The sequence below is a fragment of the Enterococcus sp. AZ091 genome, from assembly GCF_051714805.1.
Lineage (GTDB): Bacteria > Bacillota > Bacilli > Lactobacillales > Enterococcaceae > Enterococcus_D > Enterococcus_D gallinarum.
On sequence record NZ_JBIOSO010000001.1, the window covers coordinates 1,607,501 to 1,628,871 of the forward strand.

Here is a 21,371-nt window from a genome sequence, read left to right on the forward strand (position 1 = left end):
CATCACCGGTTCAAATCCGGTTACCGCCTTAGTACGATACTAATATTTGCGTTATGCCGACGTGGCGGAATTGGCAGACGCGCTGGACTCAAAATCCAGTGCCCGCGAGGGCGTGCCGGTTCGACCCCGGCCGTCGGTATTATCGATACATCATTCGTTCGTACGATTGATGTATCGATTTTTATCCTAATATTGGTTGAAGATCAACTGGTTGGATAAAAAAAGCTGTTAAAATTTAGTAAGTACTTGAGTGATCTGCAATCATGCCGACGTGGCGGAATTGGCAGACGCGCCAGACTCAAAATCTGGTGTCCGCAAGGACGTGCCGGTTCGACCCCGGCCGTCGGTATAACAATGAAGCATCAACGTATTCCTTACGTTGATGCTTTTTTTATTTAAATGTGTGCTTTCTTAAATTTTGAAAGGATTGATCTTTATCAGCAAAAAGAAAAAGTATTGCGAATTACTGTTTTAGAAAATTTACTAGAATGCGTATTTATTTTCACTAGCTGAGAGTATTCATAAGCAGTAACATAAAACTGTAAAGAGTATTCATAAGAAGGAGTGGAAATGAATGAAAAAAGTTGCATTAGTTACCGGTGCTGGTCAAGGTATTGGCTTTGCCATAGCTAAGCGTTTGTACAAAGACGGCTTTGACGTGGCAATGGTGGATTACAATGAAAACTCTGTAAGAGCGGCAGCGAAAGAGCTTGGTGAACATGCGATTGCTATCAAAGCAGATGTTTCGAAACGGGATGAGATTTTTTCAGCAGTTGATAAAGTAATAGATGTCTATGGTGACTTATCAGTGATTGTAAATAATGCTGGGGTAGCACCGACTACACCGATAGAGTCTATTACTCCAGAACAGTTTGAAAAAGTTTATTCCGTGAATGCCGGGGGCGTATTATGGGGAACACAAGCGGCTTCTGAAGCATTTCAAAAGTTGAATCATGGTGGAAAAATCATCAATGCTTGTTCACAGGCAGGTGTTGTGGGTAATCCTAATCTCATGTTGTACAGTAGCTCAAAGTTCGCTGTTCGTGGTATGACCCAAATCGCTGCGCGAGATTTAGCTGACTATGGTATTACTGTAAATGCTTATGCACCAGGTATTGTTAAAACACCGATGATGATGGATATTGCGCATCAAGTAGGTGCTAATGCTGGTAAAGATGATGAATGGGGGATGCAAACTTTTAGTAAAGATATCGCATTGAAACGTTTATCTGAACCCGAAGATGTTTCGGCAGTTGTTTCATTTTTAGCCAGTGATGATGCCAACTATATAACTGGACAAACAATCATTGTGGATGGCGGAATGCAGTTCCAGTAATCAATAAGTTGTTGATCTAGGATTGGGCGTTCGGATAGTCCCGCAGGTTTTCAGTTGATTGAAACTCACCAAAATAGTGGCATTTTCTTGTTCAATTGTTACTGTAAGAAAAACTAAATGATAGTAGTTATGTAATTTGCTGTTTCATGCAAATCATCGAATGAATGACCCGATTAGATAGATTCTAATCGGGTCATTCATCTGTATACGAAGGAACGATCGAAAAAGTCTGAGAATGGAGTTATCACAAAGAATAGAACAAAAGATAAAGCAATTCTTTAGCCCTTGGCAAATTTGATGATTTCAACTTCCATGGGGGCGAGGGTGAGTTCACAAACTTTTCTTTTTGATAATAATGCTGTACCTTCCGATAGAAATTGTACTTGTTGTGAATCGTTTGTATGATTAAGTAGGAATAAGAAGATATGGGTTGGTCCTTGTCGAACAGTGACAGACAACTCGCTGTTTTCTTGCAAATACCTCTCAGCAACTTTTTTTAGTTTTGCATCACTAAAAATGTCGTTCAATAAGTCGGTCAACCCTTCTTGTTCTAGCTCGGTCCCTAAGTAATAGGCCAGCCCTTTGCCAAACCGATGTTTAGTGATAGCTGGTGAATCTTTAAGAAAGTCACTTGTGAAAGTGGCGAGTGGGGTAGCGCCTTGTAAATGGATCAGTTCTTCCCACCGACGATTTTCATAAAATTTATTTTTAAAATGCACTTGTTGCTGGATTTCCGGTTTTAAAGGCTGAAATTCTTCGACTGTGATTCCCAATACTTCTTTAAAAAGTCCTGGATAGCCGCCAAGATAGACTTGATCGTTTTCGTTGACGATTCCGCTGAAGAAATTTGTCAAGAATGTTCCACCATTTGCTACAAATTCTTTGACTTTATTGCCGAATTCTTCTGATGCAGAGTACAAATTATACGCAATCACAAGGGGATAGCCGTCTAGTGATTCAGATGGATGAATGAAATCAACAGCAATGTTCAACGCTCTTAGAGCGGCATATAACGCCCTCATTTGGTGAATATAGCGAATATTGGTATTCGGCTTCGCATCTAGCTCAAGGGCCCACCAATTTTCCCAATCAAATACGATAGCAATATCGGCAACAAACCGGCTGCCAACGATGTCATTCAACTGTTTTAATTCATTTCCCAGAGCAGCACATTCTCGAAAGGTGCGACTTGTGTGTGGATCACCATGAGGGACTATTGCACTATGGAATTTCTCTGCCCCTCCTTGTGATTGGCGCCATTGAAAGAACATCATGCCATCGGAGCCATGAGCAAGTGCCTCATAACTCCATAAGCGCATTTGACCGGGTTTTTTGACGCCGTTTACTTGGCGCCAGTTGACCGCACTTGGGGCTTGTTCCATGATCAAAAAAGGTTTCTTTTTTAAACTTCGCATGAGATCATTGGCTAAGAATTGGGGATAGGGCAGAGATTCAAACGGATTAGGATAGGCATTCCAGCTAACGACATCCATTTCAAAAGCCCATTTGAAGCCATCGACATATTTATGAAGACCCATCAAATTCGTGATGAATGGGATGTTTGACGAGAATGTTTGAATTGCCTTTTTCTCGATCTGATAAATTTCCAGATTCATATCAGAAATGAAGCGACGATAATCAAGCTGTTGACAAGGATTCTTAAAAGTCGGCATTTCTTCTGGTAGGAAAATCTCGTCCCATTCTTGATAGGTTTGGCTCCAAAATTTTGTTGACCAAGCCGTATTCAATGCTTCAATTGTTTGGTATTTTTTTTCTAGCCAATTTTGGAAACTGGCACGACAGTTCGGGCAATAACATTCATGGATGTGACAAGTATATTCATTATTGATATGCCACATCACAACTCCCGGATGTTGGCTGTATCGTTTGGCAACAGCTTCACTGAGCCGACGGGCATATTCCCGATAAATCGGTGAAGTCGGGCAATAGTGCTGGCGAGAACCATGTACCAACCGATTGCCATGAATGGTCATCGGCATCATTTCAGGATATTTTTTGACTAACCATGCAGGGGGCGAAGCTGTTCCATTGGCTAAATCGATGGCAATATTGTTTTCATAAAGGAGATCCATCAGCCAATCCAAAAAAGTGAAATCAAATGTTGATTCATTTGGTTGAATGTTTACCCAACCAAAAATATTGATGCTGACATAATTGACTCCAACTTCTCTCATTAAGCGCATGTCTTCCTTTATCGTTTCTTGTGACCACTGTTCAGGATTGTAATCTGCGCCGTAATAAATTTGTTTTTGATCAACCATCTGTTAAACTTCCTTTCTCATAGTAAGACATATTTGTTTCAATCATAACAAAAAAAGTAAAAGCTGAAAGCGTTAGCAAAAAGGTGCATGAAATAATACAAATATCTGTAAAATGTTCAAACCGATCTCAATACACGAGAACCATATTACTTGCTGTTTTTTTATTTTCAACCTACAATTAAATATAATTGATAACACTCAATTCTTAATGAAGATGTATTATTATTAGATGTTCTTTTATATTTATGCACATCTTCAGCATTTTTGAAATGAGCGAAAGGAATGGTTGGATATGTCAAAACCTATACAAATATTTTCAGAAATTGAACCGTTAAAACGGGTGATGCTCCATCGTCCTGGTGCAGAACTTGAAAACTTGATGCCGGATTATTTAGAAGACTTGTTGTTTGACGATATTCCATTTTTGGCACAAGCCCAACAAGAACATGATTTTTTTGCAAAAGTTTTAGTGGAGAATGGCTGTGAAGTGGTTTATTTAGAAGACCTGGCTGCTGAAACATTACAGCTTTCAGGGTGTAAGGAAGCTTTCTTGGATGATTATTTGCAAGAGACGAAAATTCAAGATCAAGATGTATTAAATGAAGTCAGAGACTATTTTCTTTCGATTAAAGACGAACGAGCGTTTATTGATCAAACGATGGCGGGGTTAAAAAAACAGGATTTTTCCATATCGAAGACTGTAAGTTTGTCAGCAATGCGGGAAAATGATTATCCATTTATTATTGATCCGATGCCAAACCTTTATTTTACAAGAGATCCGTTTGCTATTATAGGACATAGCATTTCTCTTAACCGGATGTTTTCGGAAACTCGTCGAAGAGAAACGCTTTATGGACAGTACATTTTCAAGCACCATCCGCAGTTCGCCAAGCCATCGGTCAATTTCTTGTATGATCGAGAAGAACCTGCACGTATCGAAGGTGGGGATCAGCTTGTTTTGTCCCAGCATGTATTAGCGATCGGTATTTCTCAGCGTACAGAAGTGCACTCTATCGAAAAAATTGCTGAAAACATTTTTTCAATGGAACCGTCATTTGAACATATTTTAGCATTTGATATTGGTTCTGAACGGAAATTTATGCATCTGGACACAGTCTTTACCATGATTGATAAAGACAAGTTTACGATTCACCCTGAAATAGAAGGTGAACTAACCTTGTTCTCTATTACAAAGCAAGGACAAGAAATCAAAGTAGTTGAAGAAAAAGATACGTTAGATCACATTTTATGCCGTTATTTGGACTTGCCGGCAGTCGAGTTGATTCGTTGTGGCGGCGACGATATCACGGCAGCTGCCAGAGAGCAATGGAACGATGGATCAAACACATTAGCCATCGCGCCTGGCGAAGTGATCGTCTATGACCGGAATACTATTACGAACCAACTTTTAGCAGAGGCCGGTATTAAATTACATCAAATTCCAGGTAGTGAATTAGTAAGGGGCCGTGGCGGCCCCCGCTGCATGAGCATGCCGTTTATTCGTACAGCTGATTGATAGAATGACTAGCTGATTTAAGTGTTTTTTTATCAGCAAAAAACAGGTGGCATCACAAATTAGAACGTTTAAAAAAGATGAGAGGAAGTCATTTTTCTTTCATCTTTTTTTTATTTGATTAAAAAACCTCCATTATAATGAAAGGGGTTACTTTTCGTGAAATTGTGCAAAAAATTTAAATTTTATATGTAATGATTATAAAAAAACAGATGAAACCTTGTTATACTACAAAATATATGTTACGGTTATATTAGTGACTCGGGTAAGTGTGAGTAGATGACACTTATTAAATTTTAACACCATACGAACAGCGATCGCTTGATTCGTAATGGTTTTTTTTCGCGAAAAAAAGTAGAAAGTAGGTGAGAGAATGTCTGTAGATGCCATTCGTTTGCTGCAAGAAGCAGAAGAGTTTGCAGAACAAAAAAACACGAAAGCGGAAGCTGAAAAAAAACAACTGATCCATGAAAGTCAAACAAGAATTTCAGCATTCCAGAAAGAATTGGTACAAAAAGAACGTGAAGCACAACGAATGATTGAAGAAAAAGTTGCAACGGAATTTGAGCAATCAAAACAACCCCTTGTGGCAAAAACAAAAGAGGAAGTTGAGACATTGCGCACGATTTCAGCTGAGTTGAAAGAACAAGCATTGGCAATAATAATAAATAAGGTTGTGACATAGATGGCGATTGCAAAAATGCAAAAATTCAGCCTGTTGACCTTTTACGAACAAAAAGATGCCGTTTTACAGCAGTTGCAAGACTTTCAAGTTGTCGAATTGCTTTCTTCTGAAATGTATTACGAGTCAGAGGAAACCACAGGCGTGTTAACACCCGTTCGTGATGAACAGAAACAGACTGAAGAAGTAGAAAACCAATTTGATCAAGTAAATTGGGGCCTGCAATTATTAGAGGAATATGTTCCAAAAAAAGGAATGCTGGAAAAACTTCGGCAACCAATCAAGCGCTACACACTTCACGAATTAGCGCAAGCCGCTCATACTTATCCTTGGCAAGAAGTTTGTCAAACACTTCGAAAACAAGACAAACGTTTACGATTGATCGAACAAGAAAAACGAGAGCTTTTGGCTCAAGAAGCAGAACTGAATAGATGGAAATACTTTGAAGACCGTCCTCAGATTTTGAATGAATTAAAAAAATCAGGTGGCCTATTAGGTTCGCTCCCAAATTCAGAATTTGCGGCTTTCACAAAGGGGTGCGAAAAACTGCCCCTCGTTTATTTTGAAACAGTTTATCAATCACAAACGACTACATACTTATTCGTTCTTTTCCATAAAGATGTTAAAGATAAAGTAAGTTCCCTTTTAAAAAAGACTGCATTCGAGCAGTATACCTATCCCTATTCAGGTCTGCCAAAAGATGACCTGCAACATGTAAAAGAAAAATCCCACGCATTGATTGAGGAAGAAAAAACAATCAAACACTCCTTACGTGCAATGAGCGAAGAGCAGGGACAATTGCGTCTCGTAGCAGAGTATTTAGATGGCGCGATCAAACGAGCTCAGAGTAATGAAAAGTTGCTTCGTTCGGCTCATGCCGTAGCTATTTCAGGCTGGATCCCTGTTGAGCAAGCAGCAGAACTGGAGAAAAGGATCCAACAGGCCAGCAAAGATGCTTTTTATCTTGAATACCAACAAGTGAAAGAACAAGAAATCGAGGATGTTCCGATTTTGTTGAATAATTCGCGGTGGATACAACCCTTTGAAGGGTTAGTGCGGATGTATAGTTTGCCCCAGTATGATGAATTAGATCCTACACCGTTTATGGCGCCATTTTATATGGTTGCATTTGGAATGATGGTTGCAGATTTTGGCTATGGATTATTACTGTTTTTGGCAACATTCTTGGGCAAAAAATTCTTTCATTTAAGTAAAGGATTGGAACAAAATTTGACGCTGTTTCAGCTTTGTTCGATTCCCACGATTATTTGGGGCTTGATTTATGGTAATTTCTTTGGCTTTGAATTGTCATTCCAATTGTTATCAGCCCAAGAAGATGTCAATCAGATTTTGGTCTTGTCGATCATTTTCGGATATATCCAAATCATGTTTGGATTAGCTTTGAAGTTTTATGTCCTTTGGAAACGAAAAGATCAGAAGCTACAGGCTATTTTTCAGGCTGGATCTTGGATGGTCTTTTTGATCAGTGTTGTTCTATTGGCAGCAGGAATGTTGCTGTTGCCTGATTCGCCTTTACAAACCATTGGTTTGATCATGATTATCGCTAGCTTAGTGGCAGTTGTATTTGGCGGTAGTTTAGAAGGAAAAACACTAGCTGGTAAAATCGGCTCAGGACTATATGGATTAATGGATGTTACGAATTACGTAGGGGATATGATCAGCTTCACACGACTCATGGCGTTAGGAGTCGCAGGGGGCAGTATCGCATCCGCATTCAATTTGATCATCAGTTATTTACCAATAGCTGCGCGTTTCACAGTCGGTATTTTGCTTTTTGTGGCGCTGCATGCATTAAATATCTTTTTAAGCTATTTAAGTGCGTATGTTCATGGTATTCGTTTACAGTATTTAGAATATTTCGGAAAATTTTTCACCGGTGGGGGACGAGCATTTGTACCTTTCAAAACCGATGAAAAATACGTAGAGGTTATCTCAGAAGAGAAAATGCAGGAGGAAAAGAATGGAAAATTGGATTAGTTTCTTTTATGAAAATGGCGGGTTAGTTTTTGCCGCATTAGGTGTAGCTACAGCGACAATTTGTGGTGGGATCGGCTCAACGATCGGGGTCGGTATGACCAGTGAAGCCGCTGCAGGATTGACTGCAGAGCAACCAGAAAAATTTGGACAGGCCTTGATCTTGGAACTGTTGTCAAGTACCCAAGGACTATACGGTTTCGTTATATCATTCATGATTTTTGGTCAAATGAGCGGAACGATCTCCCTTGATAGAGGAATGTACCTATTTATCGCTTCTTTACCTATTGCGTTGACAGCAATCGTTGCCGGAAGATGGCAAGGACGTGCTGCAAGTGCCGCTATGCAGATTCTAGCCAAGAAACCGGAGCACGTAACAAAAGGGATCATTTATGTAGCGATGATGGAAACGTATTGTATCTTAGGTTTCGTTATTTCCTTCTTGCTAGTTTTAAATTAAGAGGGGGAGAAAGATGTCTGATATTACGCGATTAACCGAAAAAATCACAGCAGATGCTGAAAAGAAGTATCAGTTGGTCCTTAATGATGCACAAGTAGAAATTGAAAAACAGGAGCGTCTCAAACGTTCTCAACTAGAAGAACAACTTTCTGATCGTTTGGCCCAATTTGAAAAAGAAAAACGGGCAGAAATGTATTTGCAGATTTCCGATATTCACATTCAGTCTCGCAATAAAGTGCTTGCCGCGAAACAATCCGTTTTGGAAGAATTGTTTAGTGAGGCACTTGAGCGCTTGAACCAAATGGAAGCCGCTGATTTTCAAGCATTCGTCACAAAAGGAGTACAAGAAGCACAGGTTTTTGGTGAAGTTGAATTGGTATTGGGAGAAAAAAGTGCGCATCTGCTGACAGAAGGTTCATTGAAAGAGATTCAACAAACGATTCCTGAATGTCGACTAACAGTTGCAAAACAAGTTTTGCCGCGAAAAGGCGGATTTTTACTGCGCCAAGGCGATATTGAGCTGAACTTTACGTTTGATGCGTTGTTGGATGCCAGCAAAGAAGAGTTGAGCCATACATTACTGCAATTGATTTTTGAACAGTAAGCGGGTGTAAAAATGGAAGATATCAAATACAACACGCTGAATACACGAATACGAACCTATGAAGCGGAATTGATCAGTCGCAGCCGTTATGAACGTATGCTTTCTGCCAACAGTGCCGAAGAAGTTTATGCTCTTTTGCGAGAAACCGTTTATGGTGATTTTATCAATGAAGAAGATCGAGTCCATGATTTTGAACAAGTATTGACCGCAGAATTAAAACGAGTATATGAAAACTTGTATCAGCTAACACCTGATCGTTCTGTGGTGGATTATTTTGCCCTTCGCTATGATTATCAAAATCTGAAGGTGTTAGTAAAAGCTAAATTCATGAAACAAGACTTTTCTGAATTTTTGGTACCGATCGGAACCATGCCTTTAAATGAATTGAAAGATTTGGTCAACACAAGAAAAAGTGCACACGCAGAGAAGCCAATGATTGCTTGTATCGATGAAGTATTTTCCTATATCGAAAATTATCATGAGATTCAATCCGTAGATATCATTTTTGACAATCATTTTTGGGAACATCTTTGGTCAATCGGTAAGCGATATGATGATCCGTTTTTACAAGGGATCATTCAACGGCAAGTAGATATTTTTAATATTTCGACAGCACTACGTAGTTACGCCATGAAGCGTCATCGAGGCTTTATCAGCGCTGTTCTAGCAGATAATGGGACTCTCCCTGCAAAAGAGCTGTTGGAAGCAATCACGACGTCTTTGGAAGTTTTTGTCCAGTATCTGCAAAATACACCTTACAAACATTTGATTAATCACAGCTATGAAGAACTGCTTGAGAAGAAGACCCTCAATACGTTTGATCTGCGAAAAGATAACTTTTTGATGGCAAAATTGAAAGAACAAAAAATCGTACCATTCGGTCCAGCTGCGATGATCGGTTACTTGTATGCAAAAGAAATCGAAAGTAAAAATTTACGGATTATTTTGATTGGAAAAATCAATAAAGTACCGGAAGAGATATTAAGAAGTCGGGTGCGTGATACGTATGAATAAAAAAATAGCAATGATGGGTGGCAAAAACTCAATTTTGCCCTTCAAAGGTCTAGGAATTGATATCTATCCTGTAGATGATCTTGAAGAAGCCGCACAACAGCTGCAGGAAATGGCAGAAGACTATGGGGTGATCTTCTTGACCGAGCGATTGATTGAACAGTTGGAGTCAATCATTCGACAATACGAAGAACTACCCACGCCAGCCATCATCCCCATCCCCAGCAGTACAGGGAGTCTAGGGATCGGAATGGCACGGATCCAGCAGAATGTCGAGAAAGCTGTTGGAATGAATATATTAGATTCTTAAAAGAGAAGTACGGCAACTAGGAGGAATGCATGTGGCATTTGGCACAATAGAAAAAGTATCTGGTCCCTTGGTCACGGCCTCAGGTTTATCAGGAGCTAAGATCCATGAAATCTGTAAAGTCAGTGAAAAAGGCTTGATTGGAGAAATCATCGAGATCAAGAAAGGTCTCGTGTCGATCCAGGTATATGAAGAAACAGCAGGAATTGGACCGGGCGAACCCGTTGAATCAACAGGGGCTCCGTTATCGGTTGAATTAGCCCCTGGCTTGTTGACAGAAATGTTTGATGGTATTCAACGTCCATTAGATACCTTTATGAATCAAACAGAGAGTGATTTTTTGGAACGGGGTGTGACCATTGACCCGCTAAATCGTCAAAAAAAATGGACGTTCATGCCGCAAGTAAAAGTAGGGGACAACGTACAAGCTGGAGACATTCTAGGACTTGTTCAAGAAACAACAGCCATTGAACACAAAGTGATGGTTCCGCTAGGTGTGAAAGGCACTGTAAAGGAAATCATGGTAGGTAATTATGCTATTACTGAACCGATTTGTCTTTTAGAAACGGCAGAAGGCGAACAGCGCTTGACTATGATGCAAAAATGGCCTGTCCGTAAGCCTAGACCGACTGCAGCAAAGTTAAATCCGGGTGAACCATTAGTCACTGGTCAACGGGTGATCGATACCTTCTTTCCGGTAGCTAAAGGTGGATCGGCAGCTGTGCCGGGACCTTTTGGTGCAGGAAAAACCGTTGTTCAGCATCAAATCGCGAAATGGTCGGATGTCGACATCGTTGTGTATGTTGGTTGTGGCGAACGCGGCAATGAAATGAAAGATGTTATCAATGAATTTCCAGAATTGATCGATCCTCACACGGGTGAATCGATCATGGAACGAACCGTTTTGATTGCCAATACTTCAAATATGCCAGTTGCAGCTCGTGAAGCTTCGATCTATACAGGAATCACTATTGCTGAATATTATCGGGATATGGGATACAGTGTAGCGATCATGGCAGATTCGACTTCACGATGGGCCGAAGCATTACGAGAAATGAGCGGTCGTTTACAAGAAATTCCTGGAGATGAAGGATATCCAGCCTATTTAGGCAGCCGGATCGCGGAATACTATGAGCGTGCTGGTCGGTTCCGTTCGTTGGGATCGGAGCCTCGAGAGGGCAGTATTACAGCTATTGGTGCTGTTTCGCCAGCTGGAGGGGATATCTCAGAACCAGTTACTCAAAACACGTTGCGGATCGTGAAAGTTTTCTGGGCATTAGACAGTATGTTGGCACAAAAGCGGCATTTTCCTTCTATTAATTGGCTGAACTCCTATTCTTTGTATGAAGATCAAATCAATTCTTATTTAGATCAGTTGATGGGACCTCGCTGGTCGGAGATGGTCAATGAAGCAATGGCGATCTTGCAAGAAGAAAGCCGCTTAGAAGAGATCGTTCAGCTAGTGGGAATGGACTCTCTCTCTCAGAAAGATCGTTTGACGATGATGACGGCTCGTTCTTTGCGTCAAGATTATCTGCAGCAGAATGCTTTTGATGACGTGGACACCTATACGTCAAGAAATAAGCAATTTAAAATGCTAGAAAATATTTTATATTTTGATGAACAAGCAAAACGGGCCTTGCAGCTAGGGGCGTATCTGGATGATATAACCAAAGGTACCATCGATCTGCGAGAACGGATTGCCCGCAGTAAATATATTCCTGAAGAAGAACTAACACGTTTAGATGCAATCAAACAGGACACGAAAGCATTATTACAAAAAATCGTAGAGACTGGAGGAATTCATTAATGCTAAAAGAATATCGAACAGTCTCGGAAATCGCTGGTCCTTTGATGGTGGTAGAAAATGTCAAAGGCGTCAAATTTGACGAACTTGTCCAAGTGCGAATGGACAGTGGCGAGGTTCGTCAAGGGCAGGTTTTAGAAGTCAGCGATGATTATGCCGTTGTACAGGTTTTTGAAGGCACTAGTAACCTGAGTGCAGAAGAGAGTAAAGCCCGCTTTTTAGGAACGGGTTTAACGCTTGGTGTATCGCCAGATATGATGGGGCGTGTCTTTGATGGACTAGGTAAGCCTAAAGATGATGGACCGCAGATCATTCCAGAAAAACGAATTGACGTCAATGGCGAAGCCATCAATCCAATGGCCAGAGATTTTCCAGATGAGTTCATTCAAACGGGGATCTCAACGATCGATCACTTGAATACGTTGGTCCGTGGTCAAAAACTGCCGATCTTTTCTGCGTCAGGATTGCCTCATAAGGAAATTGCAGCACAGATCGCCCGTCAAGCGACTGTGCCAAGTCAAGAAGGTAACTTTGCCATCGTTTTTGCGGCGATCGGCATTCCTTTCGAAGAAGCTGAATTCTTTGTAGAAGAGTTTCGCAAAACCGGTGCATTGGATCGCTCGGTATTGTTCATGAACTTAGCCAATGATCCAGCCATTGAGCGGATTGCTACACCGAAAATGGCATTAACAGCAGCCGAGTACTTAGCTTTTGAAAAAGGAATGCATGTATTAGTTATCATGACCGACATGACAAACTATTGTGAAGCGTTGCGGGAAATTTCAGCTGCTCGCCGAGAAGTTCCTGGCAGACGCGGTTACCCTGGTTATTTGTACACCAACTTAGCGACTCTTTATGAACGGGCAGGACGTTTGATGGATAAAGAAGGATCCGTCACTCAAATTCCGATCTTGACGATGCCGGATGGAGATAAGACCCACCCAATACCCGATCTGACCGGCTATATTACGGAGGGACAGATTATCCTTTCCCGTGATCTTTACAAGAGAAACATCAATCCGCCAGTGGATATTCTACCTAGTTTGTCCCGACTGAAAGATAAAGGAACCGGAGAAGGCAAGACTCGGCGGGATCATGCGGCGACGATGAACCAAATCTACGCGGCATATTCTGATGGGAAGGCTGCCAAAGAACTGTCGATCGTATTAGGGGAATCCGCACTTTCAGATATTGATAAGAAATTTGCTCGTTTTGCGGATCTTTTTGAAAAAGAATACGTAAATCAGGGATTTGATACCAACCGAACGATTGAAGAAACATTGGACATTGGCTGGAAATTGCTCGCTACATTACCGAAGCAAGAATTGAGCCGAATCAAAGAAGAATTTATTGAAGCCTATCTTCCTACTGGGGAGGATGTGAATCCTTCATGGCAATAATGAATGTCAATCCGACTCGGATGGAATTGAGTCGGCTTCGCAAACGCTTGACGACGGCAACTCGGGGGCATAAGTTATTGAAAGATAAACAAGATGAGTTGGTTCGCCAATTCATTCAGTTAGTCAAAAAAAATCAAAAATTGCGCCAACAAATGGAATCAGCGTTACAAGCTGGAATGGAAGAGTATGTTTTGGCATCTAGTAGTATTCCTGATGTGATCTTGCAAGAAGCTTTTATGATTCCTTTGAACAAAGTGACGTTAGATGTTCAAAGCCGCACGGTGATGAACATGGAGGTACCGGTACTCAATCCTGTTTATGAAGAAGAAAGTTCGGATGATGATTTTTCATATGGTTTTGTTAGTACGACAAGTGAGTTGGATCTTTCTCTGTCCCATCTGGATCAGATTTTGCCAGTCATGCTGCAATTAGCTGAAATTGAAAAAACTTGTCAGCTGATGGCAAATGAAATCGAACGGACTCGTCGGCGAGTCAATGCACTAGAATACATGACAATTCCGAAGTTGACAGAAACCATCCAATACATTGAGAGCAACTTAGCAGAGGATGAACGAGCAACATTGACACGCTTGATGAAAGTGACGGATATCATTGCCGAAAATGAAACGCGCTAGACACAATGAGAATTCACCCTTTTTTCAACTATTTTCTGTCATAAACAGAAAGATTTTTTAGTTGAGAAGTCAGTAAAACTGGTTTATTTTTTCTTTGGGAATAACATAAGCTTACGGCAGCTATTTTCAGTATAAATCTGAAAATAGCTGCCGTGTGTGTGTTATTCGTTTGTAAAGCGAATAGCTAATGATTTCTGCAATGTGAAAGAGGAGGCTTATTTCGAACAGAATAGGTTGCTATGGAAAGAATAGCGAGAAATTTTTCTTCATGATAAAATGAATGCTAGCTATTTCTAAACCAAAACAAAAAGTAAAAGAAGGGATAGGTATCATGAATATTGTGGTATTAGCAGGCGGTCTCAGTCATGAAAGAGATGTATCATTGTCTTCCGGAGGCCAAATTGCCATGGCTCTTGAGGAAAGAGGTCACCGAGCATTATTGTTGGATTTATATCAAGGAAATAACGAGAAGACATTTGAATCCGCTTACTCGATTCAAAAACAAGAAGAGAATCCTTATGATTATTTTGTGGATGAGAATGAACCAGATATTGAGAAACTTATCCAAAAGAATAGCAACCAGAAAAATTTGATTGGAAAGAATGTAGTAGAACTCTGTCTGAATGCTGATTTTTGTTTTATCGCATTGCATGGGGGCATTGGAGAGAACGGAAAACTACAGGCTTTCTTTGATATTTATGGTATTCGCTACTCTGGTTCTCATTACAAAGGCAGTTTATTGGCAATGGATAAAGATATAGCTAAACAACTAATGAAACTGAATGACATCCCCACGCCAAAGTGGCAAATCTGGGAGCAAGGACAAGAAGTGTATTATTCTACACCTTGTGTTGTTAAGCCAATCGATAATGGGTCAAGCATCGGAGTTGAAATCGTTGAAAATAAAGAACAATTTTTTAAGGCCTTAAAAAAAGCTGAAAAATACAACAGTAAAGTGATGATTGAGCAGAAGATAGAAGGGAGAGAATTCTCTGTAGGCGTACTTGGCGATAATGTTCTGCCAGCGATCGAAATAATTCCCCAACAAGGATTTTATAATTATGAAAATAAATATCAAAAAGGAGCAACAGAAGAAATAACGCCAGCTGACATTTCGAGTGATTTGGCGACGCGATTGAGTGAAATGACCGTATTAGTGAACAAAGTTTTGGGCTTATCAATTTATTCCAGAGTAGATTATATCGTTACCAAAGAGCTTGATATTTACTGTATTGAAGCCAATAGTTTACCGGGGATGACGCCAACCAGTTTATTACCACAAGAAGCTGAAGCCATAGGAATTTCTTTTTCAGAATTATGTGAGACAATTGTTGAACTATCACTTGAAAGCTGGTACAAATAGTCAGGATGTCAGCGATTGATTGAAGGCTCCATTAAAAAAACTGTGACAAAAGGTTCAGCTACACTAAGTTCTCCGAAGCATAATCACTGGATAATGGTATCTCTGATACATTTTTCCTTTGGACCTATAGCCCGCAGAAGTATGCTTTTCGGATTTTTCGTTTGTTGAAAGACTGATATCACAGTTTTTTATATGAAAGTTGATACTAGAGATTTTTTAAATCAAGAGACGTCAGCTGTTGGCAGGTTTTGGCAAGCGAACGTTGAAAATGATGGTTTCGTCTTTGCTTTCTGCCGAGATATCCCCGTCAGATGCTAACAGAATCTCTTTTGCAATCGGAAGACCAAGACCAGTTCCGCCTGTGGCTGTAGCTCGGGAAGAATCCATGCGATAGAAAGGTTCAAAGAGACGTCCGATCATCTCTTCTGGAATTGTTTTTCCACGATTCGTCAGACGAATGTGAATACTGTCTGATTCGACCAATTCAAGAAGTAAAGGCGAATCTGGATAGCTGTAGTTGATGGCATTGCGAATGAGATTATCAAAGACACGAGCTATTTTTTCGGTGTCTACTGTTGCAAGAACATTTTTTTGTAAGTTGAGTTGCCAATTTAGATTCTTTTCTTCCAAGAGAGGTAAAAACTCAAAGGTCAGCTGTTCAAGCATTAAACTTAAATCAGTCGTTTCTGTCTGCAAAACGATCGTGGTCAAATTGAAGCGTGTGATCTCGAAGAATTCACTGATCAATAGTTCCAGCCGTTGGGCTTTTTGTAAAGCAATCTCCGTGTAACGATTCCGCATCGCATTGGATAATTGTAGTTCTTCTTTTAGAAGAGTCAGATAACCTATGACACTTGTCAGAGGCGTCCGCAAATCGTGGGCGAGATAAACGATCAAATCATTTTTCCGCTGTTCCGCTTCTTTAGCGGCACGTTGATCTTGCAGACTTTTCTCCCGCAGTTGATTCATTTCCTCTTGAACATCAATCAGATGGCTCGACAAAGTGATGCGTTTGGTTGGTTCTTCAATCAGTTGAGTCGTGGCTTGGATCGTTTCATTCAAATAACCGATGGCTTTGGTCATATAGTAAATGGTGGTACCAAACCATATCAGTAAAGCGCCTATCGCAACACAAAACAACCAGCGATCCGCAAAAAAACGTAAAATATAGTAGATAGGTTCCGTTCCATACCAAGTCCGGGTTCCGGCAATAAAGCGAATGACTAATGGAATCATTACAAGGAATGCCAGCAAGATTCCAGTGGTGACGAAGTATTGGGTCAAGAGCTTTCGGATCAAAGGATTTCTATTTTTCAATGATATAGCCGCCCCCCCATACGGTTTTGATCAATTTAGGTTTACGAGGTTCTTCATGCAACTTTTCTCTTAAACGAGCAATGTGTGCCATGACAGTATTATTGTTATCTAAATATTTTTCTTTCCAAACCGCTTCGAAAAGTGTTTCGGAAGAGACGACGGATCCTTGGTGCTCAAATAAATAAAGCAATATTTTGAACTCAATGGGAGTCAGGAAAACTTCTTTGCCGTAGAGAATGCATTGATGACTGTTGATTTTGAGTATCAAGCCGTCTTTTTCATATTCTTCTACTGTTGGAGAAGCAGTGGAATGATTGTATCGCTGGTAGCGCCGCAATTGGGTTTTTACCCGAGCCACAACTTCTAAAGGATTAAAAGGTTTGGTGACATAGTCATCCGCTCCCAAACTCAATCCAGTGATTTTGTCTAGATCCTCTCCCTTGGCAGTCAGCATCAACACTGGGAAAAAATGGGTCTTGCGGATCTGCTGTAACAGTTGAAAACCATCAATGTCCGGCAACATGACATCTAAAACGGCCAAATCAATGGCTTCTTTTTCAATATAGGCGATGGCACTAGTACCATCATAAAACGGCTGCACACTAAATCCTTCGTTTTGCAAAAAGGTCGTGACTAAGTCCGCAATTTCTTTTTCATCATCAACAACGACTATTTTTTCTGACATACTCTTTCACTCCACCTAAACATAGTTTCGGATTCTCACGTTTCCATACCCCCATCATACCTTACCTGGTAAACTTATGCATCGTTTTCTATTTGATCCTAGCACTGACTCGTGGACCGATCCGACAAATCAACTCATTGGTTATAGTTTGTACTTGCTCGGCAGTATCGCTCCAATCTGTCAGAATTTCAATTTCACTTTCAATTGGGATCGTAGGACAATGGCTCAAGTCTATCAAAAGCATATCCATGCAGATCAAGCCGATCTGCGGCAAGGACTGACCGCGATAGGAAAGACAAAACTCTTGATTTGATAGAGAACGGGGCAGTCCGTCACAATAGCCGATGCTCACAACACCAACAGTTGTTTCTTGATTCGCGACGGCGGTTTGCCCATAACCGATCGCTTCCCCTTTGGCAACGACTCGCTTAGTGATCAACTGTGCTTTGAGGGTCAGAATAGGCTGTAAGCTTACTCGTTGTTTTGTAGGCTCGTTCGTATCACTGAGGGATCCTGTCAATAAAATCCCCGGACGCACATAATCATAGTTTAAGTCTGGATAATTCAAAATACCATAACTGCTTTGTAAGTGTGTGATACCATAAGAAATCTGTCTCTGATCCAGTTCTAGGAGAATCTGATCGAAGCAGGCAATCTGCTTCTGAGTGCGAATCATACTATCAGGATTTAAGCGATCTGCCGAACCAAGATGAGAATAAACACCACTGATCGTCAAGAAGGGCAAATCGAAAATCGAAAGAATCGAATCGATAGTCGGTGTTACACCTAACCGATGCATCCCAGTATCGATGGCTAAATGACAGTCAATCGCTACTTTTCTTTGTGACAATGCTACAGCATGACCTTCGCTGATGATCGATTGGGTCAATGAGTAACGACGAAGTTCTTTTATGCGTTTTGGAGAGGTATATCCCAAGACCAAGATGGGGTTTTTGACAGCATTTTTCCGCAATTGAATACCTTCATCAATCGTAGCCACCGCAAAAAAATCAATTCCGGCTTGTTCTAAAACAGGAGCAACTTCCTTGGCACCACAGCCGTAGGCATCGGCTTTAACGACTGCCATCACTTTTGTTTTCGGTGAGATGATCCGCTGGATCTCCTGTAGATTATGCAAAAGGGCTGTCTTTGAGAATTCTTTTACGGCCCTTTTAACGGGCGTTGTTTGTTTGTGTCTAAACCATGAGTGTTTTTGTCTTAAAAAGAGGCAAATGAATCCAATCGTCAAGATCAAAACAACCAAATAGTTGATTAGATTGTTTTGCAGAATGCTGATTTTTTGGCTCAAAAAGTGTGTGCCGGCAATTGTATAAGGATGCAAAAGGTAAAGCCACAAAGATAGCTGTCCCGGATGCTTCCAAGTCCTGTGGGGATGCCAGCGCAAGATCAGTGGAAATAAGAAAAAGAGTACAACAGGCAAGAAGAGATATATACTGTCATGTTTAGGTATAGAAAATCCATGCAAGTACGCACTCTCAATAAGCAATCCGATAAGACTGATCAAAAAGAAGAGAGCTGTTTTGGATAAACTTCTTTTCTCTGATTGTTTTCTGACCAGCACACCTAAGCACAAAAACAATGGTGTAAAGAAAATACCGTTGCGGGTACCATCTAATAGGTGGAACACAGCAGTATAGAATGGTTCGATTGGTGTCTGTTGGATCAGTCCAAACCAACTATCACCACCTAATCCAATCAGGTACAATCCAGCCGCAAGCCAGAACACTTTTTTGAAGGAGACATGTATCAGCAAACTTGTTAGGAGCAGGCTCCCAGTAATCAAAGCCGGAAAGTACCAAAGATGATAAAGAATGCCATTGACCAAAAGTGCTTGTACTAATGTTCCAACTGGTAGATCGAAGCCGATCGTTTGACTATAGAGTGCTAATGGTAAAAACATTAGTGTGGCTAATAGATAGACTTTTAGCTGTTTTTTGATAAAGTTGAACACTCGTTGTCGCGAAGGATAACTATTGGCCATAGCAAGTTCTGCAAACACATAGTAACCACTGATCATAAAAAAGAAAGGAACAGCTACTCGAAAAATCGTCAATGTGATTAGGATATCGCCTTCTGGCCATAAATAGTGAAGGGGAAGACAATGGATCGCAACCACCATCATGGCTGCAATCACACGAAATTGATCGATTCCTTTATTTTTCATGCGAACTGCCTCACTGTCTGAGCCAAGTAATCATGGTATTCTTCCAGAGTCCATTTTTGGGCAGTGATGACTTGGCTATGGGGAAGCCCGACATAACGAAAATGCCAAGGTTCATAATTGATACCGGTGATCTCTTGTTTATCTTCCGGATAGCGTAGAATAAAGCCATAATTCATCATCTGCTGCATAAATAAATCAGCAGCAGCACTATCTCGAAAATGAGGGCAGATAAGATCATCATCTTCTTGTTTCTTTAGTCCTACATCAATGGCCAGACCGATTTGATGTTCACTGCAACCTGGCAAAGCAACGAATTGTTTGGTATAAGCTAACCCGTTTTCTTTTAGAGAATACTCCCACAAGCGTCGCTGTTCTTTTTCCGTACGATACCCATCTACCAGACGAATGTCCTTTTCTAGTCCGGTTGCTCGTACGAGTCGTTCCCATTGTTTTGCCACTTCTGGCTGCAGGTAAACATCGTGATCGCTAAAAGGAGCTAGCACTAAGTGAGGGGGCTCTTGATTTTTTTTCAATGGATGGTTTTTATTGATCAATTGTAATGTGTTCATCGTTTGTCCTCCTCTGCCAGTGCAATCAATTGCTCTACTAATATTTCGTAGGATAACCCGACTTCCGCCATCATAGCTGGGTAGCGGGAGTGCCCAGTAAATCCCGGCATGGTGTTGATTTCGTTTAAATAGATCGCTCCTTGATTGGTGACGAAAAAATCGATTCGAGCCAGACCCGTCAATCCCAAGTTTCGATAAAGCAGCTGTGCCTGCTCCTTGATCTGTGATTCAAGCGCGAGAGGCAATGGTGCTGGGACAGTGATCGTGGCGCTGATTAATTGGTATTTCTCTTCAAAATCAAAAAAACCGTCGACAAGAGAAATCGCATCACAAGCACCAATCGTCAATTGCTCATTTCCTAAGATGCCGCAGCCAATTTCAATACCCGCTATCGCCTTTTGGATCAACACAGTAGAACCGTAAGCAAAAGCAGTCGTTAATGCAGATTGGAGCGCTGTTTTGTCAGTTACTTTTGTGATCCCTTTTGAAGAACCGGCTTCATTCGGCTTGATAAAGATCGGGAATCCATGGTCTTGAATAAAACGATCGATTGTGGCAGGATCGTTTTCATAGCGGGATAAAAGCAAAGTGGGAGCACTAGCGATTCCCATGGTATCAGCAAGTTGATGCAAGAGCCATTTGTTCATACATAATGCGGAGGCAGCGACATGGCAACCAACATAAGGCAGGTTCATTAGTTCAAGCAGTCCTTGAATACAGCCATCCTCGCCATACTTCCCATGCAAGACTGGAAAGAGGACATCAGGGACGATTCGTTTTTCTCCTAATATAAATCCTTGGCTAGAAAAAGTCAGCTGGTGACAGTTTTTGTGATCTTCTAGCCAAGTATCATTGCGAACATTCGCGAGGTTTCCTTGATACAAATACCAATCCATTGTTGGTGCGATGCCAATGGTCATTACTTCATATTTCAGCGGGTCAATAGCTTGGATCACACTTGCTGCTGAGGCTAGTGACACTGAGTATTCTGGAGAATTCCCTCCAAATAAAACGGCAATTTTTTTCATCATTTTCTTCCTTTCCTTTTTTCTTTTAAGGTTACATTCAGTGTACCTAGGAAAAGAAAAGAAAATTTGCGGTCTTCCTGTTGTCTTTCTCGTATTTTTATGATGAAAATCTAACGATTTTATGACAAAGGGCTTGAAGAAAGCAGGGGAAGCTATTGTTAGTGATCAAATGGACAACAACTCTTGGTACAG

At 40.8% G+C, this 21,371-nt stretch carries 18 protein-coding genes and 3 tRNA genes (1 of these 21 cut by a window edge); 15 read left to right on the top strand and 6 right to left on the bottom strand.

Going from position 1 to position 21,371, the window contains the following annotated elements; translation table 11 throughout:
* From IGJ28_RS08090 to IGJ28_RS08105, 4 genes are all read left to right on the top strand, one after another.
* Window positions 1-29, top strand: a tRNA-Cys gene (locus tag IGJ28_RS08090) (it extends 42 nt beyond the left edge of the window).
* Window positions 30-55: 26 nt separating this feature from the next.
* A tRNA-Leu gene (locus IGJ28_RS08095) sits at window positions 56-139 on the top strand.
* A 126-nt stretch (window positions 140-265) separates the two neighbouring features.
* Window positions 266-349, top strand: a tRNA-Leu gene (locus tag IGJ28_RS08100).
* A gap of 225 nt (window positions 350-574) precedes the next feature.
* Complete coding sequence (locus IGJ28_RS08105; protein ID WP_005472124.1) at window positions 575-1,336, top strand: (S)-acetoin forming diacetyl reductase; 762 nt, start codon at window positions 575-577, stop codon at window positions 1,334-1,336.
* 278 nt (window positions 1,337-1,614) lie between these two features.
* Here IGJ28_RS08105 and IGJ28_RS08110 read toward each other — a convergent pair whose 3' ends face one another.
* Window positions 1,615-3,618, bottom strand: a complete 2,004-nt coding sequence (locus IGJ28_RS08110) for a beta-galactosidase (protein WP_252712443.1) — start codon at window positions 3,616-3,618, stop codon at window positions 1,615-1,617.
* 292 nt (window positions 3,619-3,910) lie between these two features.
* Between IGJ28_RS08110 and arcA the strand changes: the two genes are divergently transcribed.
* The 11 genes from arcA to IGJ28_RS08165 all read left to right on the top strand — a co-directional run bounded on the left by arcA (window position 3,911) and on the right by IGJ28_RS08165 (window position 15,395).
* Complete coding sequence (gene arcA / locus IGJ28_RS08115) at window positions 3,911-5,134, top strand: arginine deiminase (RefSeq protein ID WP_252712444.1); 1,224 nt, start codon at window positions 3,911-3,913, stop codon at window positions 5,132-5,134.
* A 370-nt stretch (window positions 5,135-5,504) separates the two neighbouring features.
* Window positions 5,505-5,816: a hypothetical protein gene (locus IGJ28_RS08120; protein WP_003126763.1), complete on the top strand. Its 312-nt coding sequence runs from the start codon at window positions 5,505-5,507 to the stop codon at window positions 5,814-5,816.
* Window positions 5,817-7,811 carry a V-type ATP synthase subunit I gene (locus tag IGJ28_RS08125; protein ID WP_041118997.1) on the top strand — a complete coding sequence of 665 codons (1,995 nt, stop codon included), beginning with the start codon at window positions 5,817-5,819 and terminating at the stop codon, window positions 7,809-7,811.
* Window positions 7,795-8,268, top strand: coding sequence for a V-type ATP synthase subunit K (locus IGJ28_RS08130; protein WP_003126765.1), 474 nt, complete (start codon window positions 7,795-7,797; stop codon window positions 8,266-8,268). The genes IGJ28_RS08125 and IGJ28_RS08130 overlap by 17 nt, the downstream gene beginning before the upstream one ends.
* A 13-nt stretch (window positions 8,269-8,281) precedes the next feature.
* Window positions 8,282-8,872: a V-type ATP synthase subunit E gene (locus IGJ28_RS08135; protein WP_003126766.1), complete on the top strand. Its 591-nt coding sequence runs from the start codon at window positions 8,282-8,284 to the stop codon at window positions 8,870-8,872.
* A gap of 12 nt (window positions 8,873-8,884) precedes the next feature.
* Window positions 8,885-9,886 carry a V-type ATP synthase subunit C gene (locus IGJ28_RS08140; RefSeq protein WP_081131801.1) on the top strand — a complete coding sequence of 334 codons (1,002 nt, stop codon included), beginning with the start codon at window positions 8,885-8,887 and terminating at the stop codon, window positions 9,884-9,886.
* The gene (locus IGJ28_RS08145) at window positions 9,879-10,193 is read left to right on the top strand and encodes a V-type ATP synthase subunit F (RefSeq protein ID WP_005472140.1); all 315 of its coding nucleotides are present in this window, start codon (window positions 9,879-9,881) and stop codon (window positions 10,191-10,193) included. Before IGJ28_RS08140 ends, IGJ28_RS08145 begins: the two co-directional genes overlap by 8 nt.
* Before the next feature lie 31 nt (window positions 10,194-10,224).
* A complete protein-coding gene (locus IGJ28_RS08150) occupies window positions 10,225-12,000 on the top strand; it encodes a V-type ATP synthase subunit A (RefSeq protein ID WP_438845323.1) in 1,776 nt (591 codons plus the stop codon).
* A complete protein-coding gene (locus tag IGJ28_RS08155) occupies window positions 12,000-13,397 on the top strand; it encodes a V-type ATP synthase subunit B (protein ID WP_003126771.1) in 1,398 nt (465 codons plus the stop codon). The genes IGJ28_RS08150 and IGJ28_RS08155 overlap by 1 nt, the downstream gene beginning before the upstream one ends.
* Entirely contained in the window at window positions 13,388-14,032 is a 645-nt protein-coding gene (locus IGJ28_RS08160) for a V-type ATP synthase subunit D (RefSeq protein WP_029487033.1), read from the top strand. Before IGJ28_RS08155 ends, IGJ28_RS08160 begins: the two co-directional genes overlap by 10 nt.
* Before the next feature lie 331 nt (window positions 14,033-14,363).
* A complete protein-coding gene (locus IGJ28_RS08165) occupies window positions 14,364-15,395 on the top strand; it encodes a D-alanine--D-alanine ligase family protein (protein ID WP_113850319.1) in 1,032 nt (343 codons plus the stop codon).
* A gap of 231 nt (window positions 15,396-15,626) precedes the next feature.
* Here IGJ28_RS08165 and vanS read toward each other — a convergent pair whose 3' ends face one another.
* From vanS to vanC1, 5 genes are all read right to left on the bottom strand, one after another.
* Window positions 15,627-16,712: a vancomycin resistance histidine kinase VanS gene (gene vanS / locus IGJ28_RS08170; protein ID WP_438845324.1), complete on the bottom strand. Its 1,086-nt coding sequence runs from the start codon at window positions 16,710-16,712 to the stop codon at window positions 15,627-15,629.
* Window positions 16,702-17,397 carry a vancomycin resistance response regulator transcription factor VanR-C gene (vanR-C, locus tag IGJ28_RS08175; RefSeq protein WP_414142358.1) on the bottom strand — a complete coding sequence of 232 codons (696 nt, stop codon included), beginning with the start codon at window positions 17,395-17,397 and terminating at the stop codon, window positions 16,702-16,704. Before vanR-C ends, vanS begins: the two co-directional genes overlap by 11 nt.
* Before the next feature lie 88 nt (window positions 17,398-17,485).
* Complete coding sequence (vanT, locus tag IGJ28_RS08180) at window positions 17,486-19,582, bottom strand: membrane-bound serine racemase VanT (protein WP_252712445.1); 2,097 nt, start codon at window positions 19,580-19,582, stop codon at window positions 17,486-17,488.
* Complete coding sequence (gene vanXY / locus IGJ28_RS08185) at window positions 19,579-20,151, bottom strand: D,D-carboxypeptidase/D,D-dipeptidase VanXY (RefSeq protein ID WP_252712446.1); 573 nt, start codon at window positions 20,149-20,151, stop codon at window positions 19,579-19,581. Before vanXY ends, vanT begins: the two co-directional genes overlap by 4 nt.
* Window positions 20,148-21,179: a D-alanine--D-serine ligase VanC1 gene (gene vanC1 / locus IGJ28_RS08190; RefSeq protein WP_063856645.1), complete on the bottom strand. Its 1,032-nt coding sequence runs from the start codon at window positions 21,177-21,179 to the stop codon at window positions 20,148-20,150. Before vanC1 ends, vanXY begins: the two co-directional genes overlap by 4 nt.
* Between the last annotated feature and the right edge of the window lie 192 nt (window positions 21,180-21,371).

What these genes read in the sequence shown, in the direction of transcription:
- IGJ28_RS08105 (WP_005472124.1), top strand. Translation starts at nt 575, where the DNA reads ATGAAAAAAGTTGCATTAGTTACCGGTGCTGGTCAAGGTATTGGCTTT.
- IGJ28_RS08110 (WP_252712443.1), bottom strand. Translation starts at nt 3,618, where the DNA reads ATGGTTGATCAAAAACAAATTTATTACGGCGCAGATTACAATCCTGAA.
- arcA (WP_252712444.1), top strand. Translation starts at nt 3,911, where the DNA reads ATGTCAAAACCTATACAAATATTTTCAGAAATTGAACCGTTAAAACGG.
- IGJ28_RS08120 (WP_003126763.1), top strand. Translation starts at nt 5,505, where the DNA reads ATGTCTGTAGATGCCATTCGTTTGCTGCAAGAAGCAGAAGAGTTTGCA.
- IGJ28_RS08125 (WP_041118997.1), top strand. Translation starts at nt 5,817, where the DNA reads ATGGCGATTGCAAAAATGCAAAAATTCAGCCTGTTGACCTTTTACGAA.
- IGJ28_RS08130 (WP_003126765.1), top strand. Translation starts at nt 7,795, where the DNA reads ATGGAAAATTGGATTAGTTTCTTTTATGAAAATGGCGGGTTAGTTTTT.
- IGJ28_RS08135 (WP_003126766.1), top strand. Translation starts at nt 8,282, where the DNA reads ATGTCTGATATTACGCGATTAACCGAAAAAATCACAGCAGATGCTGAA.
- IGJ28_RS08140 (WP_081131801.1), top strand. Translation starts at nt 8,885, where the DNA reads ATGGAAGATATCAAATACAACACGCTGAATACACGAATACGAACCTAT.
- IGJ28_RS08145 (WP_005472140.1), top strand. Translation starts at nt 9,879, where the DNA reads ATGAATAAAAAAATAGCAATGATGGGTGGCAAAAACTCAATTTTGCCC.
- IGJ28_RS08155 (WP_003126771.1), top strand. Translation starts at nt 12,000, where the DNA reads ATGCTAAAAGAATATCGAACAGTCTCGGAAATCGCTGGTCCTTTGATG.
- IGJ28_RS08160 (WP_029487033.1), top strand. Translation starts at nt 13,388, where the DNA reads ATGGCAATAATGAATGTCAATCCGACTCGGATGGAATTGAGTCGGCTT.
- IGJ28_RS08165 (WP_113850319.1), top strand. Translation starts at nt 14,364, where the DNA reads ATGAATATTGTGGTATTAGCAGGCGGTCTCAGTCATGAAAGAGATGTA.
- vanR-C (WP_414142358.1), bottom strand. Translation starts at nt 17,397, where the DNA reads ATGTCAGAAAAAATAGTCGTTGTTGATGATGAAAAAGAAATTGCGGAC.
- vanT (WP_252712445.1), bottom strand. Translation starts at nt 19,582, where the DNA reads ATGAAAAATAAAGGAATCGATCAATTTCGTGTGATTGCAGCCATGATG.
- vanXY (WP_252712446.1), bottom strand. Translation starts at nt 20,151, where the DNA reads ATGAACACATTACAATTGATCAATAAAAACCATCCATTGAAAAAAAAT.
- vanC1 (WP_063856645.1), bottom strand. Translation starts at nt 21,179, where the DNA reads ATGAAAAAAATTGCCGTTTTATTTGGAGGGAATTCTCCAGAATACTCA.